General features: G+C 71.0%; 12 protein-coding genes. 6 read left to right on the plus strand and 6 right to left on the minus strand.

The annotated features are described in order from the left end of the window. Positions 1-6: 6 nt before the first annotated feature. Both FH608_RS40060 and FH608_RS40065 read right to left on the minus strand, forming a co-directional pair. A complete protein-coding gene (locus tag FH608_RS40060; protein WP_139635636.1) occupies positions 7-975 on the minus strand; it encodes a TIGR03557 family F420-dependent LLM class oxidoreductase in 969 nt (322 codons plus the stop codon). A gap of 49 nt (positions 976-1,024) precedes the next feature. Next, complete coding sequence (locus FH608_RS40065; RefSeq protein ID WP_139635637.1) at positions 1,025-1,444, minus strand: DoxX family membrane protein; 420 nt, start codon at positions 1,442-1,444, stop codon at positions 1,025-1,027. 167 nt (positions 1,445-1,611) lie between these two features. On the opposite strand from FH608_RS40065, the gene FH608_RS40070 reads away from it, so the two are divergent. Then, positions 1,612-4,722, plus strand: coding sequence for a S41 family peptidase (locus tag FH608_RS40070; RefSeq protein WP_264372942.1), 3,111 nt, complete (start codon positions 1,612-1,614; stop codon positions 4,720-4,722). 143 nt (positions 4,723-4,865) lie between these two features. Here the strand turns inward: FH608_RS40070 and FH608_RS40075 are convergent, their stop codons facing one another. Further along, on the minus strand, positions 4,866-5,981 hold the full coding sequence (locus tag FH608_RS40075; RefSeq protein ID WP_226900322.1) for a MalY/PatB family protein: 1,116 nt from the start codon (positions 5,979-5,981) through the stop codon (positions 4,866-4,868). 65 nt (positions 5,982-6,046) lie between these two features. Between FH608_RS40075 and FH608_RS40080 the strand changes: the two genes are divergently transcribed. Then, positions 6,047-6,889 carry a nucleotidyltransferase domain-containing protein gene (locus tag FH608_RS40080; RefSeq protein WP_193318892.1) on the plus strand — a complete coding sequence of 281 codons (843 nt, stop codon included), beginning with the start codon at positions 6,047-6,049 and terminating at the stop codon, positions 6,887-6,889. 257 nt (positions 6,890-7,146) lie between these two features. On the opposite strand, the gene lexA is transcribed toward FH608_RS40080, so the two are convergent. Next, positions 7,147-7,854, minus strand: coding sequence for a transcriptional repressor LexA (gene lexA / locus FH608_RS40085; protein ID WP_139635640.1), 708 nt, complete (start codon positions 7,852-7,854; stop codon positions 7,147-7,149). 1,246 nt (positions 7,855-9,100) lie between these two features. Between lexA and FH608_RS40090 the strand changes: the two genes are divergently transcribed. The 3 genes from FH608_RS40090 to FH608_RS40100 all read left to right on the plus strand — a co-directional run bounded on the left by FH608_RS40090 (position 9,101) and on the right by FH608_RS40100 (position 13,009). Continuing rightward, the gene (locus FH608_RS40090) at positions 9,101-9,298 is read left to right on the plus strand and encodes a hypothetical protein (RefSeq protein WP_139635641.1); all 198 of its coding nucleotides are present in this window, start codon (positions 9,101-9,103) and stop codon (positions 9,296-9,298) included. Between the two features lie 445 nt (positions 9,299-9,743). Continuing rightward, positions 9,744-10,199: a transcriptional regulator NrdR gene (gene nrdR, locus FH608_RS40095; protein ID WP_111183346.1), complete on the plus strand. Its 456-nt coding sequence runs from the start codon at positions 9,744-9,746 to the stop codon at positions 10,197-10,199. After that, positions 10,196-13,009: a vitamin B12-dependent ribonucleotide reductase gene (locus FH608_RS40100; RefSeq protein ID WP_139635642.1), complete on the plus strand. Its 2,814-nt coding sequence runs from the start codon at positions 10,196-10,198 to the stop codon at positions 13,007-13,009. The genes nrdR and FH608_RS40100 overlap by 4 nt, the downstream gene beginning before the upstream one ends. A gap of 94 nt (positions 13,010-13,103) precedes the next feature. On the opposite strand, the gene FH608_RS40105 is transcribed toward FH608_RS40100, so the two are convergent. Further along, a complete protein-coding gene (locus tag FH608_RS40105; protein WP_226900323.1) occupies positions 13,104-13,637 on the minus strand; it encodes a carboxymuconolactone decarboxylase family protein in 534 nt (177 codons plus the stop codon). 145 nt (positions 13,638-13,782) lie between these two features. Here FH608_RS40105 and FH608_RS40110 point away from each other — a divergent pair, with 145 nt between their 5' ends. Continuing rightward, positions 13,783-13,992, plus strand: a complete 210-nt coding sequence (locus tag FH608_RS40110; protein ID WP_193318893.1) for a hypothetical protein — start codon at positions 13,783-13,785, stop codon at positions 13,990-13,992. Here FH608_RS40110 and FH608_RS40115 read toward each other — a convergent pair. After that, positions 13,929-14,744, minus strand: coding sequence for a glycerophosphodiester phosphodiesterase (locus tag FH608_RS40115; protein WP_139635643.1), 816 nt, complete (start codon positions 14,742-14,744; stop codon positions 13,929-13,931). The two genes, FH608_RS40110 and FH608_RS40115, sit on opposite strands and share 64 nt — an antisense overlap. Between the last annotated feature and the right edge of the window lie 97 nt (positions 14,745-14,841).

Here is a 14,841-nt window from a genome sequence, read left to right on the forward strand (position 1 = left end):
AGGGGGTCAGAGCTCGCGGAGGGCGGGGAGGAGCTCCTTCTCCGCCCAGTCGAAGAACGCCTGCTGCTGGTCGTGCCCGACCTGGACGAGCGCCACGTGCGTGTAGCCCGCGTCGGTGTACTTCCTGACCCCCTCCACCACCGCGTTCACGTCGCTGCCGCACGGCACGGTCCGCGCCACGTCCTCGGCCCGGACGGTGCTGGTGGCGGCCTCGAAGTTCACCGGTCCGGGCAGCTCGGCCATGACCTTCCAGCCGCCGCACGCCGACCACCGCCACAGCGCGTGCGCCCGCTGCCTGGCGGCCTCGGCGTCGGTGTCGTACGAGAGCGCCAGCTGCCCGTAGACCGGCTTGCCCTGGCCGCCGGCGGCGTTGAACTGCCGGACCACGTCCGGCATCACCTCGTTGACCACCAGCACGTCGCCGTACTCGGCCGCGATCTCCGCCGACTGGCCTCCCGACGCGGCGACGGCGAGCGGCACGGGCTGCTCCGGCAGGTCGTAGAGCTTGGCCGAGTCCACGTCGTAGAACGAGCCCTGGTAGGTGACGTAGCCGCCGCCGAACAGCTCCCTGATGATCTGGATCGCCTCGGTGAACATCTGGTGCCGGGTGTCGACCGGCGGCCAGCCCTGGCCGACGACGTGCTCGTTCAGGTTCTCGCCCGCCCCCAGGCCGAGCGTGAACCTCCCGCCGCTCAGCACGCCCATCGTGGCCGCCTTCTGCGCCACGACGGTAGGGTGGTAACGCATGATCGGGCAGGTCACGTACGTCATGAGCGGCAGCCGCTCGGTGACCTGGGCCGCGGCGCCCAGCACCGACCAGCAGTACGGCGAGTGCCCCATCTCCTCGACCCACGGGAAGTAGTGGTCGGAGATGACCGCGTAGTCGAAGCCGACCCGCTCCGCCGTCGCGGCGTAGTCGACCAGCTCCCGCGCGGGGGTCTGCTCCGACATCAAGGTGTAGCCGATTTGTACCATATGTCCCGGCTACCCTGCTTTGTTCGCCTTAGCGGTGGGGGGTTGGAGATCATCGATGGCCGAGCTCCTCGATCACCAGCGACAGGCCGATCCCCAGCAGCCAGATGTCCTTGACCATCGGAACGCCCTGCTGGGTCGGGCGCAGGCTGCCCTCCCGCCGCATCCCCGGCGTCCGGAGATAGAGCCCGACCAGCCCCGCCGCGAACCCCGTCAGCGCCGCCCCCGCCACCAGCGACGGCACGAACGGGAGCAACAGCGCCGTCCCCAGCGCGACCTCGCACCTGGAGAGCACCCTGACGAAGGTGTTCGGGTCCATGTCGCGCAGGAACGGGTACGTGCCCGCCGCCATGCCGTGCAGGCCCGCGGCGGTCTCCTCGTCGGCGTCGATCTTGTTGAGCCCCGTGTCCAGGAACACCGCGGCGGCGGCCAGACGTGCCGGGAGTTGGTGTGGACGGGCGAGAAACCTCATAGTCTCGCTGTTCCCGCACATTTCCGGCACATCCCGCAGTTGGCCGTTCGCTGACCTTGGGAGGCCGTCCGGGGGATAATTCTTGGGTCGCTCTTGGCACCTGGCATTAATGTGCACATGTGACAAATGGCGCATACCTCAGATACCCGCATCTACACGATGACCTCGTGACCTTCGTCGCCGACGACGACATCTGGCTGGCCCCGCTGTCGGGGGGCCGGGCCTGGCGGTTCACCGCCGACCGGGTCCCGGTCTCGCACCCGAGGATCTCGCCCGACGGGACACGCATCGCCTGGACGAGCGGCAAGGAGGGTGCGCCCGAGGTGTACGCGGCCGCGATCGACGGCGGCGAGGGCGAGCGGCTGACCTACTGGGGCAGCGCCACGACCGGCGTCCGCGGATGGACGGCCGGAGGCGACGTGCTCGCGATCAGCTCCGCCGGTGAGAACGAGCACGCCAGGAACTGGGCGTACGCGGTGCCGCTCGACGCCGGGCCCGCCACGCGCCTGCCGTACGGGTGGCTCAGCGACGTCGCCGTGGACGGCGCCCAGGTGGCGACCGTGTCGCCGATGTGGCGCGAGCCGTCCCAGTGGAAGCGCTACCGGGGCGGCACGGCCGGCAAGATCTGGGTCGACGCCGAGGGCAACGGCGAGTTCGCCCGGCTGTTCGCCGACAGCGCGGCACAGTACTGGTCGGTCGGCTGGGTGGGCGGCCGGCTCGTCTTCCTGTCCGACGTCGACGGCGTCGGCAACCTCTACTCCGCGCTGCCCGACGGCTCGGACCTGCGCCGCCACAGCTCGCACGAGGAGTTCTACGCCCGCCACGCCGCCGGTGACGGGGAGCGGGTGGTCTACAGCCACGCCGGGGACCTGTGGCTGCTGGAGGGGCTGGACGCGGAGCCGTACAAGCTGGACGTGCGGCTGGGCGGGCCGCGGCCGGGACGGGCCAGGCGGCCCGCGCCCACGCGGGCCGGCTCGTTCTCCCCGGACGCGACCGGGCGGGCCAGCGCCGTCGAGATCCGCGGGACCGCGCACTGGGTGACGCACCGCGACGGGCCCGCAGGCGCGCTGCGGGTGGAGCCCGGCGTCCGCGTACGCCTGCCGCGCGCCCTCGACGCCGACGGCCGGGCCGTGTGGGTCTCGGACGCCACCGGCGAGGACGGGCTGGAGATCGGCACCCCGGGCGGCGAGATCAGGACGCTGGCCGCCGGACAGCTCGGGCGGGTGCTCCAGCTGGAGGCCGCCCCCGACGGCAAGCACGTGGCGGTCGCCACGCACGACGGGCGGCTGCTGCTCGTGGACCTCGACACGGGGAACATCCGGGAGCTCGACCGCACCACGCAGGGGGACGTCAGCGGGCTGACGTTCTCGCCCGACTCGGGGTGGATCGCCTGGGTGCACCCGCACCACGAGCCGCTGTCGCAGATCAAGATCGGGCGCGTCGACGGGACGTCGGTGATCGACGTGACGCCGGAGCGCTTCGCCGACTTCGACCCGGTGTTCACCAAGGACGGCAAGCACCTGGCGTTCCTGTCGGTGCGGACGTTCGACCCGGTCTACGACGCGCACGTCTTCGACCTGTCGTTCCCCAACGGCTGCAGGCCGTACCTCGTGCCGCTGAAAGCCACCACGCCGTCGCCGTTCGACCCCTCGCTACAGGGGCGCGGCTTCAACGGCGAGGAGGACAAGGCCGCGCAGGCGGGCGGCAAGGACGACAAGAAGGACGACGAGCCGCCGCGTACCGAGGTCGACCCCGACGGGCTCGCCTCGCGCGTGGTGCCCGTGCCGGTGCCCGCCGGCCGCTACGGCAACCTGCGCACCGCCAAGGACGCCCTGCTGTGGCTGCGCCACCCGCTCACCGGGCAGCTCGGCGACGGCACCGAGCCGTCCGGCGAGGTCGTGCTGGAGCGCTACGACCTCAAGAAGCGGGCCAAGGCCGAGCTGGCCAAGGAGGTGCGCTCGTTCGAGGTCAGCGGGGACGGCGGCCGGATCGTCACCAACGGCAAGAACGGCCTGCAGACCCGCGCCGCCACCGAGGGCGACGACCCGGTCACCATCGACCTCGACCGGATCGCCGTCCAGATCGACCCCGTCGCCGAATGGCGGCAGGGCTTCCGCGAGGCCGGCCGCCTCATGCGCGACCACTTCTGGCGCGAGGACATGAACGGCGTCGACTGGCAGGGCGTGCTCGACCGCTACGAGCCGCTGGTGGAGCGCATCGGCACCCACTCCGAGCTGATCGACCTGCTCTGGGAGACGCAGGGCGAGCTGGGCACGTCCCACGCCTACGCCTCCGCGGCCGGCGGGGGCTCCGACCCGCGCCGCCGCCAGGGGCTGCTCGGCGCGGACCTCGCCAGGGACGACGACGGGACATGGCGCGTCACGCGCATCCTGCCCGGCGAGTCCTCCGACCACGACGCCCGCTCGCCGCTGCTCGCCCCGGGGGTGGCCGTCCGTCCCGGCGACGCGATCGTCGCGGTGGGCGGGCGTCCCGTGGATCCCGTACGCGGCCCGCTGGCGCTCCTGTCAGGCACCGCCGGCCAGCCCATCGAGCTGACCGTACGGCCCGGCTCCGGCGGCGACCCGCGCCGCGTCGTGGTCACCCCGATCGCCGACGAGTCGCGGCTGCGCTACCACGACTGGGTGGAGGGCCGCCGCGCCGCGGTGCGGGAGGCGTCCGGCGGGCGGCTCGGGTACCTGCACGTGCCCGACATGGTGGCGTCGGGGTGGGCGCAGTTCCACCGCGACCTGCGTACCGAGATGGCCTACGACGGGCTCGTCGTGGACGTGCGCGGCAACGGCGGCGGGCACCTGTCGGAGCTCGTGCTGGAGAAGCTGTCGCGCAAGGTCACCGGGTGGGCGCTGGCCCGCGGGTACGAGCCGATGCGCTACCCGGAGGACTCTCCCCGGGGGCCGATCGTGACCGTCACCGACGAGTTCGCCGGCTCCGACGGGGACATCGTCAGCGCCGGCATCAAGAACCGCTCGATCGGGCCGCTGGTCGGCACCCGCACGTGGGGCGGGGTGATCGGCATCGACTCGCGGTACTCCCTGGTGGACGGGACCCGGGTCACCCAGCCGCGCTACTCGTTCTGGCTCGAGGGGCCGGGCTGGGGGGTGGAGAACCACGGCGTGGACCCGGACGTCGAGGTGGTGATCACGCCCCAGGACCGGGTGGCGGGGCGGGACCCGCAACTGGACAAGGCGATCGAGCTGGCGCTGGCGGCCCTGGAGGAGCACCCCGCCGCCACCCCGCCCGACCTCCCGCCCCTTCCCTGACCGCCCTGCCCGACCGCGCTTTCGTGACCGCCCTTTCGTGACCGGCCTTCCCTGATCGGTGCTTCCCTGACCGGCCTTTTCTGATCGGCCGGCCGGAGGGCGCCCTGCCGGAGGGTGCCCTCCGGCAGGGCCGCCGGTCCGGGTCAGGCGATGCCGGCCCGGGCCAGGCGGTCGAGGATCTCGGCGAGGATCGGCTCCGTGGTGGCGAAGTTCAGGCGGACGTACGGCTCGCCGCCCGGCCCGAACGCCGCGCCGTCGTTCAGGAGCACCCTGGCCTCCCGCTCGTACACCTCCGCCATCCCCGGCCGTCCCACGTGCAGCCACGCCAGGTACGTCGCCTCCGGGACCCGGTACCCGATCGTGTCGGGCAGGCGGGCGGCGATCGTGCGGCGGTTGCGGTCCAGCAGGGCGCGGGTGTTCTCCAGCCAGGCGTCCCCGTGCCGCCAGGCCGCCACCGTGGCCTCCACGCCGAACAGGTTCGCCGAGCCGTACACGAAGGGCGGCTGCGCGGCCAGGGCCTCGCGCACGCCGGGATGCCCCACGTGGGCGACCGAGCAGCGGATCCCGCCCAGGTTGAACGCCTTTGTGGCGGAGGTGAGCGTCACGGTGCGTTCGGGGAGGATCGTGGCGAACGGGATGTGCCGGTGCGGCTCGAAGGTCAGGTCGGCGTGGATCTCGTCCGCGATGACCAGCAGGTCGTGGCGTTCGGCCTGCTCAGCCAGCACGGTCAGCTCCTCGCGGGTGAAGACCCGCCCCGTGGGGTTGTGCGGGTTGACGAGCAGGAGCACCCGGCAGTCCGACAGGTCGGGCGGATCGAACCGCCACGAGTCCCCTTCGGGTTCCATCCGGATGGGACGGAGGGGGCGTTTCATGAGGTCCAGCGTCCCGAGGAACGGGTGGTACGCCGGGACGTGCACGGCGACGCCGTCACCCGGCCGGGTCCAGACCTGGAGGAAGACCTGGAGCGCCTGGTTGAGGTCGTTGAAGGAACGGACGAGGGAGGGGTCGGCCTGCCAGCCGTACCGGCCGGCCATGCGCTCGGCGAAGGCCTCGGCCAGCGGGCCCGCGCCGGGCTCGGTCAGCCACGAGGGATAGCCCAGGTCGCCGGCGGCCCGTCTGCGCAGCGCCTCGACCACCTCGGGCGCGGTGGGCAGGTCCATGTCGGCCACCCAGGCGGGGATCACACCGGGCCCTGCCTGCGACCACTTGAGGCCATCGTGTGTAGCCTTGAGGTCTTCCGGGGTATATGCCTCATTCACCCACCAATTCTAGGATTGTTGAATGTGATGAGGCGGCGTTCCCGATTGTGGCAGGCTGGGCGGCCATGACGCCCTACCCCAAGATCGATGCCATTGTCGAGACCTACCTGTCGCTGGCCGACGCGGAGGCTCCTGGCCTGGTGGAGGGCCTGTACCTGGAGGGCTCCGCGGCCCTGGGCGACTACCGGCCGGGCACGAGCGACGTGGACTTCGTCGCGGTTACGGCGGCCGCGCCGCCGTACGAGGTGCTGGAGCGCATTCACACCCGGCTCGGGGCGTACCCGTTCGAGGGCTGCTACCTCACCTGGGACGACCTGCGCCGCGGCCCGTCCGAGCTGGGGGCGCGCCCTCGCGCGCACGACGGCAAGCTCGACCCGCGGGGCGACCTCAACCCCGTCACCTGGCACACGCTGGCCCGTTACGGCCTGACCTGCCGCGGCCCCAAGCCTGACGAGCTCGACATCTGGCACGATCCAGCGGCCCTGGCCGCCTGGACGGACGCCAACCTCGACCACTACTGGCGCCGCCTGGTGACCCGGGCCTCCCACCTGCTCACCCCCGCCGGACTGCTCTGCCTCGGGGGGTACGGCGCGGTCTGGGTGGTCACGGGGGTGTCCCGGCTGCACTACACGCTGGCGACCGGCGAGATCACGTCCAAGGCCGGGGCGGGGCGGTACGCGCTGGAGGCGTTCCCCGAGCGCTGGCACCGGGTGGTGAAGGAGGCGCTGCGGCTGCGCGAGGAGGACAGCGCGCTGCCGACGGTCGTGAGCGCGGTCAGCGGGCTGGGCGACCACTTCGGGACGCCGAGGACGTCGTTGTACGGGTCGCCGTTCGAGCGCAGGACCGACGTGCTCGCCTTCGCCGACCAGGCGATCACGGCGGCCCACAAGTTGTACGCGGCCCGGTAGGCCGGGGGTCGGTCGTCGCCGGATCCGGAGGCGTGCCCGGATCCGGCGACCATACCGTGCGACATCACAGAACGAGGCGTCCCCGGAAGGGGAGCCTTGAGCGAGCATGGGGCGTACCCCAGGGAACGGGGGTTGTCGTGGCGTGCGCCGAAGCCCGGACAGCCGTTGGACACACTCCGGAGAGCGGTGCGGCAGCCGGGCGCCCCCGGCGCGCGGCGGAGGTTGCGGTCGGACGCGCGCCGGAAACCCCCAGCCCGCTACAGCCGGCGCAGGACCGCCACGACCTTGCCCAGGACGCTGGCCTCGTCGCCTGGGATGGGCTCGTAGTTGGCGTTGTGGGGGACGAGCCAGACGTGGCCGTCCTTCCGCTTGAACGTCTTGACCGTGGCCTCGCCCTCGATCATGGCGGCCACGATGTCGCCGCTCTCCGCCACCGGCTGCTGGCGCACGACCACCCAGTCGCCGTCGGCGATGGCGGCCTCGATCATCGAGTCACCACTCACCTGCAGCAGGAACAGCGTGCCCTCACCGACGAGCTGCTTGGGCAGCGCGAAGACGTCTTCGACGCTCTCCTCGGCCAGGATCGGCCCACCGGCGGCGATGCGGCCCACGAGGGGGACGTAGGCCGCCGTGGGGCGGCTGATCGTGGGCTCCTCGTCGGACGCGTCAGGGTCGACCCAGAGCACGGGCTCGCCCGGCAGGCGCACCTCGAGCGCGCGCGGCCGGTGCGGGTCGCGCCGCAGGTAGCCCTTGCGCTGCAACGCCGTCAACTGGTGCGACACGCTCGACGTACTGGTCAGCTGGACCGCCTCGCCGATCTCGCGCATGGAGGGCGGATAGCCGCGCTGCTGCACCGAGTCGCGGATGACTTCGAGGATCTTGCGCTGCCTGGGCGTCAGGCCCAGGGAGTCGCGCCGGCGCACCGCGAGGTCACTGACCCCGTTGGCGCCATCCTGCTCACTCATGCTCTTCCTCCTCGCCTGGCGGGCCGCCTCACCGGCGCACCTCCCGGTCCGTGGTCCTGATGTCGCACACAGCGACCGTATCGCTGTTGAAGATCATCTTCAAACAATTGTTCGAGTCTTCCTCGAAATTGTCGCCAGTGTGGTGTACAACATCGTACGGGAGTTCGATCGACACCGTGTTCGATTTGCTGATCTTTATGTGGTCCATTTCCTCGGGCCGCACGGCGGGAGGTCAACCATGCGAACACCCACAAATGCGGACACGACCAGCCAAGACACCAAACTACTCACACTCATCGCCGACGCCACGCAGAGCAATGATCGACGTGGAGACAATACGCGGGCCGGGGCGGGGTCCCGCGGCAATTCAGGCAAGAGGTTGGGGCCCCGTTCGAGTCGTGGGGGAAGGGCCCATTTGCGGCTCGTCCCGCCACCGCGACCGGCCGGAGCCGGCGAGACCGCCGCCGCACCGCCGGGCAGGGGAGGAGCTCGCGCGGACGCGGAGTCGGCGACCGGCCGTACGCCTGGCGCGGGCATGGAGCGAGGGCGCCGCGCCGGGGGCGGTGCCGACACGGTTCGAAAGGCGGGGACGGGGATGGGGGATCGAGGGGCGGCGGGCGCGCCTGCCGACGACACGCCGAGACGGGCGTCCGCGGGGCGAACGGCGCCCAGAGGCTCCGGGGGTTCCGGGGGTTCCAGGGCGAAGGGCGCGGGCGGCCGAGGTGGCGTTCCGAGAGGGCGGGGAGACGGGCCCGTCCGGGATGGCGCTCTCGGGAAAAGGCTGCGGGGCCTCCGGGTGCGGGGAGGTCGCCCGGGGGCGTTGGACCGCGTCCAAGCGGGTGGCCCGAGGGCTTCCGACGGCGTTCGTCCGGATCGTCCGAAAAGCGGCGAGGGTGTTCGAGCGGGTCGCCTGAGGGGTGCGGCGGGCGTTCGGACGGGGCGTCCGGGAGGTGCGGAGGGTGTGCGAGGGGGTCGCATGGACGGCCGGCGTGGGCCGTCGCGGCCGCGTGCGGGCGTTGGGAAGGGGCGGCGCCGGCGATGGGGGCGCATCGGAGCGGGCCGGAGTGAGCAATCGGATCGCGCGGGCCGGAGTGAGCAACCGGATCGTGCGGGGTGGAGTGGGCGACCGGATCGCGCGGGGCGACCTGAGCGGCCGGATCGCGTGGGCCGGCGTGAGAGGCGGGCGAGCGCGGGGTGGCGCGAGCGGCGGTCGGCCGCGCGAGCGCGCCGGCGGTCGGCCCCACCGTTGCGGCTGACCCGGCGCGGCCGGATCGTGCTGGTGGTGGCCCTGGTGATGGTGTCGCTCGGCTGGTTCTGGCTCGGCACGCGGGCGGCCGGGCAGGCGGCGGTCGAAGGGGCGGTGACCGGGCAGGTGGGCTCGTCGTGGGTGGAGGTGCATGAGGGCGACACGGTGCGGCCCGTCGACACGGCCGGCTTACGCTGATCGCCACCGCTCGCGCGTAGCGGCCGGCCGTGGCTTCCCGGCCTGACCGCGTGCCGCGCCCGCCCCTCCGTCCACCATCCGGACAAGGGGCGTACGCGAGTGCCGAGGCGTCGGATACCGTTGTGAGGTTTGTTCACGGACGAGCTCCGAAGCTACACCTGTGACGCCTCCAGCAGCACAAAGATCCCCTTTCGGGAGCGACACGCCCGGGTCCGGGCGGTGGCGGCAGGCTGATCAGCGACTTCGCTTGGATGGGTGCGCTCAACTTGCGTTCATGGTCGCACGCTTCTACGGTTGGACCACAACATCTAGTAGTTACACCGATGTAGTTCACCACACCTTGTGTTTACGCGTCCGCTCCACGGTCAGCCGTGGGGTGTGCGCGAGCGTCCCGTGGCGGGGGTCTCGCACGCGTGTGGTGGCGCAGGTCCAGGAAGGCGAAAGCGTGCACTGTCCGTTCTGTCGCCACCCTGACACCAGGGTCATCGACAGCCGCTCCACGGACGACGGCGCGGCCATCAGGCGCCGCCGTACGTGTCCCGAGTGCGGGCGAAGGTTCACCACGCAGGAGACCGTGCTGCTCATGGTGAGCAAGCGCAGCGGGGTGACGGAGCCGTTCTCGCGGGACAAGGTGGTCGCGGGCGTGCGGCGGGCCTGTCAGGGCAGGCCGGTCAGCGAGGACTCGCTGGCGCAGCTCGGGCAGCGGGTGGAGGAGGCCATCAGGGCCAAGGGCGCGGCCGAGATCCCCTCCAACGAGGTCGGCCTGGCGATCCTGGGCCCGTTGCGGGACCTCGACGAGGTGGCCTACCTGCGGTTCGCATCGGTCTATCGCGGTTTCGAGAGCCTGGCGGACTTCGAGGCCGAGATCTCACAGTTGAAGGCGGAGAAGGGGGAGTCATGACGGAGACGGCCAGCGGTTCAGTCGCGCGCGGTGGCAAGCGTCCGCGCAAGGGGCTGAAGATGAAGAGGATCTTCACCAAGCCGGGCGTGCACCCGTATGACGAGATCCAGTGGGAGCGTCGCGACGTCGTCATGACGAACTGGCGCGACGGATCGGTCAATTTCGAGCAGCGGGGCGTCGAGTTCCCCGAGTTCTGGTCGGTGAACGCGGCCAACATCGTGACGACCAAGTACTTCCGCGGCGCGGTGGGCACCCCGCAGCGCGAGTGGAGCCTGAAGCAGCTGATCGACCGGGTCGTCGGCGTCTACACCAGGACGGGGATCGAGCACGGCTACTTCGCCAGCGACGAGGACGCCGAGATCTTCGATCATGAGCTGAAGCACGCGCTGGCGCACCAGGTGTTCGCGTTCAACTCGCCGGTCTGGTTCAACGTGGGCACCAAGTCACCGCAGCAGGTGAGCGCGTGCTTCATCCTCTCCGTGGACGACCAGATGGAGTCGATCCTGGAGTGGTACAAGGAAGAGGGCGTGATCTTCAAGGGCGGTTCTGGCTCGGGGGTCAACCTGTCCCGCATCCGCTCGTCCAAGGAGCTGCTGTCGAGCGGCGGCACCGCCAGCGGGCCGGTGAGCTTCATGCGCGGCGCCGACGCCTCCGCGGGGACGATCAAGTCCGGGGGAGCCACCCGCAGGGCGGCCAAGATGGTCGTGCTCGACGTCGACCACCCCGACATCGAGGAGTTCATCGAGACCAAGGCGCGCGAGGAGGACAAGGTCCGCGCGCTGCGTGACGCCGGTTTCGACATGGACCTGGGCGGAAAGGACATCGTCTCCGTCCAGTACCAGAACGCGAACAACTCCGTGCGCGTCTCCGACGAGTTCATGCGCGCGGTGGAGAAGGGCGGCGAGTTCGGCCTGCGCGCCCGCCTGACCGGCCAGGTCATCGAGACGGTGGACGCCAGGGGGCTCTTCCGCAAGATGGCCAAGGCCGCCTGGGAGTGCGCCGACCCGGGCGTGCAGTACGACGACACGATCAACGACTGGCACACCACCCCGGAGACCGGCCGCATCACGGCGAGCAACCCCTGCAGCGAATACGTCCATCTGGACAATTCCTCCTGCAACCTGGCCAGCATCAACCTGCTGAAGTTCCTCAAGGACGACAACTCCTTCAACGTCGCCGACTTCGTCAAGCTGACCGAGCTGATCATCACCGCGATGGACATCTCGATCACGTTCGCGGACTTCCCGACAGAGAAGATCGGCGAGACCTCGCGGGCGTACCGGCAGCTCGGCATCGGCTACGCGAACCTCGGCGCGCTGCTCATGGCGACGGGCCACGCGTACGACTCCGACGGCGGCCGGGCCGTGGCGGCGGCGATCACCTCGCTGATGACCGGCGTGTCCTATCGCCGCAGCGCCGAGCTGGCCGGCGTGGTCGGGCCGTACGACGGCTATGCCAGGAACGCCGAGCCGCACAAGCGCGTCATGCGCAAGCACGCGGCGGCCAACGACAACCTGCGCACGATCGGCTCCATGGACGCGAAGATCCACGCCGAGGCGTCGCGCCAGTGGTCGGAGTGCCTCAGGCTGGGCGAGAAGAGCGGCTACCGCAACGCCCAGGCCAGCCTGCTGGCCCCCACCGGCACCATCGGGCTGATGATGGACTGCGACACCACCGGCATCGAGCCGGACCTGGCGCTGGTCAAGTTCAAGAAGCTCGTCGGCGGCGGTTCGATGCAGATCGTCAACCAGACGATCCCGAGGGCGCTCAAGCAGCTCGGCTACCAGCAGGAGCAGATCGAGGCCATCGTCGAGTACATCGCGGAGCACAGCCACGTCGTGGACGCGCCTGGGCTGCGCAGCGAGCACTACGAGGTGTTCGACTGCGCGATGGGCGAGCGGGCGATCGCCCCCATGGGCCACGTGCGCATGATGGCGGCCACCCAGCCGTTCCTGTCGGGGGCCATCTCCAAGACGGTCAACCTGCCCGAGTCGGCCACGATCGACGACATCGAGCAGGTCTACCTGGAGGGCTGGAGGCTCGGGCTCAAGGCCCTGGCCGTCTACCGCGACAACTGCAAGGTCGGCCAGCCGCTGTCGGCCGGCAACGGCTCCAAGAAGGACGAGCCCAAGGAGCCCGAGGTCAAGGTCATCGAGGTCAACCGGCCGACCCGGCGGCGCATGCCGAACCAGCGGCCGAGCATGACCACCCGCTTCACGGTGGGCGGTGCCAAGGGCTACATGACCGCCTCGTCCTACCCTGACGACGGGCTCGGCGAGGTCTTCCTCAAGATGTCCAAGCAGGGCTCGACGCTGGCGGGCGTCATGGACGCCTTCTCCGTCGCGATCTCCATCGGGCTCCAGTACGGCGTGCCGCTGGAGACGTACATGAGCAAGTTCGTCAACATGCGCTTCGAGCCCGCCGGGATGACCGACGACCCGGACATCCGGATGGCGACCTCGGTGATGGACTACATCTTCCGCCGCCTGGCGCTCGACCACCTGCCCTACGAGGAGCGGGCGGCGCTCGGCATCTTCTCGGCGTCCGAGCGCGCGGCGCAGCAGCGCGGCGAGGACCCGGCTGCTCTCCAGGAGACGGTCGACCGCGAGGCGCTGGCGCAGTCCGCGCCCATCGAGGAGAAGCCGAAGGCCGAGGAGGAGCGGCAGCCGGCCGTCCAGGAGCTGACGCTGGAGAGCCACCAGCGCTTCACGGCCGACGCGCCGCTCTGCATGACCTGCGGCACCAAGATGCGCCCGGCCGGAAGCTGCTACGTCTGCGAGGGCTGCGGCTCCACCAGCGGTTGCAGCTAAGGAAAGAGGCGGTGTCCCGGCCCGGTGCGTGGCACGCAGGGGGCCGGGACCGCAGGGCGAGGAGGGTGACCTCCTCGCCGCCCCCGTCGGCGAGCTACTTGGTGTAGTTCTTCCCGGGGGCCTTGCTGGCGATCGGCCTGGCGATGAGGGCGACGGGGATGAAGAAGAAGATCTGGCTGATCGCCAGGGTCAGCGTCCACAGCGCCTTGTCGTCATAGTGGGCGGACGCCCGGGCGTACAGCTCGTCGGAGACGCGCTCGCCGAACGGGTTCGGCGTGAGAACGGCCTCCACGAGCTCCAGCGCGACCCGTTCGGCGTCGCTGAAGGAGGTGGCGTCCTGCCAGGACGCCACGGCGGTGATGCGCTCCTCCGTCTCCCCGGCCTTGCGCAGGAGGCCGGCCTGCCTGACGGTGTGGTACGTGCTTCCGACGATCTGCCCGGCACGGAGTTGCACCAGGTGGACGGTGGTGTGCGGGATCGCGCCGTTCAGGACGGCCTTGGTCAAGGTGCCGGCGATCTGTGCCACCTCGGGGAAGAGCGAGACGGGGTCGGGCAGCCGCGACCGGAGGTTGTCGTGCTCGCGCGTCGAGGACGCGGCGGATTCGGCGGACGGGGTGGGCATGGACATGGCAGAGGTTCCCTTCTGCGATTTCAGCCGGTGTCTCAGTAGTCCGACGGGACAACGTCCGGATATGTGAGCCTCCGGGCGATGACGGGCCGGGCGAGCGGTTCGTACAAGACCGGGCCCCGCCGTACGGCCGAGACTGCGGGCCATGAGCGAGAACGCCTTCACCTCCGCCCTGGGCCGCGTCGCCTTCACCCGGTTCTACGACCACGTGATCGCGCTGACGCGGGAGCGCCTGTGGCGGGCGCCGGCCGCCATGGAGGTCGCGCCGCGCCCCGGCGACGTGGCCGTCGGTCAGGTGCTCAGCAGGTCGTCCAGGACGTCGGGCCGGTTGGTGATGATCCCGTCGACCTGGTAGGCGAGCATGCGGCGCATGGTGTCCGGGTCGTTCACCGTCCAGGCGAACACGTCCATGCCGAGGGCGTGCACGCGCCGTACGTACGAGGAGGTCAGGCCGGAGTGCGGCGGGTTGATCTGGTCGGCGAAGCCGGCCAGCTCCGGCAGCTCGGCCGTGGACGGCGTGCCGAGCAGCCCGATCGGCACGGCGGGCAGCAGCCGGTGGAAGGCGCGCATCGACTCCCAGCCGAACGACTGCACCACGAGCCGGCCGGGCGCGAGCCAGCCCGGATGGCGGCGCAGCTCGGAGGCGACGCGGGCCTCGATGCCGGGGTAGAGCTCCGGCGACTTGATCTCCAGCAGCAGGTCCATGCCGGAGCCGCTCATCTCGCGCAGCGCCTCGCCGAGCGTGGGCACCGGCTCGCCCTCGTACGCGTCCGAGCGCCACGAACCGGCGTCGAGCTCGCGGATCTGATCGAGCGTGAGGTCCCCGACGTGCCACGGCGCCAAATCGGGGAAGACCCGCTCGGCGTCGGTGGTACGGGTCAGGGTGGTGTCGTGCATGAGGACCAGCTCGTGGTCCCTGGTCTCCTGGACGTCGAGCTCGAACATGTCGGCGCCCTGCTTGCCCGCCAGCTCGAAGGCGGCGAGCGTGTTCTCGGGCGCGTACGCCGAGGCGCCGCGGTGCGCGACGTTGATGACGGTGTCCGCGTGGGCGGGGGTCGCCAGGAGGGTGGACGAGATCGCGAGGATGACGGCGAGTCGTCTGAACATGGGTCTCCTCGGGTGGGGAGAGGCATACGACTCGACGGTGACGTGATCTCATGACTGTCAGTTGAGGGCAGGGTAACCCGGCGGTGCCCGCCCGATG

This window comes from Nonomuraea phyllanthi (assembly GCF_006334985.2).
In the GTDB taxonomy this organism is placed as follows: Bacteria; Actinomycetota; Actinomycetes; order Streptosporangiales; family Streptosporangiaceae; genus Nonomuraea; species Nonomuraea phyllanthi.

Bases quoted from the DNA above. Each gene is read 5' to 3' on its own strand.
- FH608_RS40100 (WP_139635642.1), top strand. From the start codon at position 10,196: ATGACGGAGACGGCCAGCGGTTCAGTCGCGCGCGGTGGCAAGCGTCCG.
- FH608_RS40065 (WP_139635637.1), bottom strand. From the start codon at position 1,444: ATGAGGTTTCTCGCCCGTCCACACCAACTCCCGGCACGTCTGGCCGCC.
- FH608_RS40115 (WP_139635643.1), bottom strand. From the start codon at position 14,744: ATGTTCAGACGACTCGCCGTCATCCTCGCGATCTCGTCCACCCTCCTG.
- FH608_RS40080 (WP_193318892.1), top strand. From the start codon at position 6,047: ATGACGCCCTACCCCAAGATCGATGCCATTGTCGAGACCTACCTGTCG.
- lexA (WP_139635640.1), bottom strand. From the start codon at position 7,854: ATGAGTGAGCAGGATGGCGCCAACGGGGTCAGTGACCTCGCGGTGCGC.
- FH608_RS40110 (WP_193318893.1), top strand. From the start codon at position 13,783: ATGAGCGAGAACGCCTTCACCTCCGCCCTGGGCCGCGTCGCCTTCACC.
- FH608_RS40105 (WP_226900323.1), bottom strand. From the start codon at position 13,637: ATGTCCATGCCCACCCCGTCCGCCGAATCCGCCGCGTCCTCGACGCGC.
- FH608_RS40060 (WP_139635636.1), bottom strand. From the start codon at position 975: ATGGTACAAATCGGCTACACCTTGATGTCGGAGCAGACCCCCGCGCGG.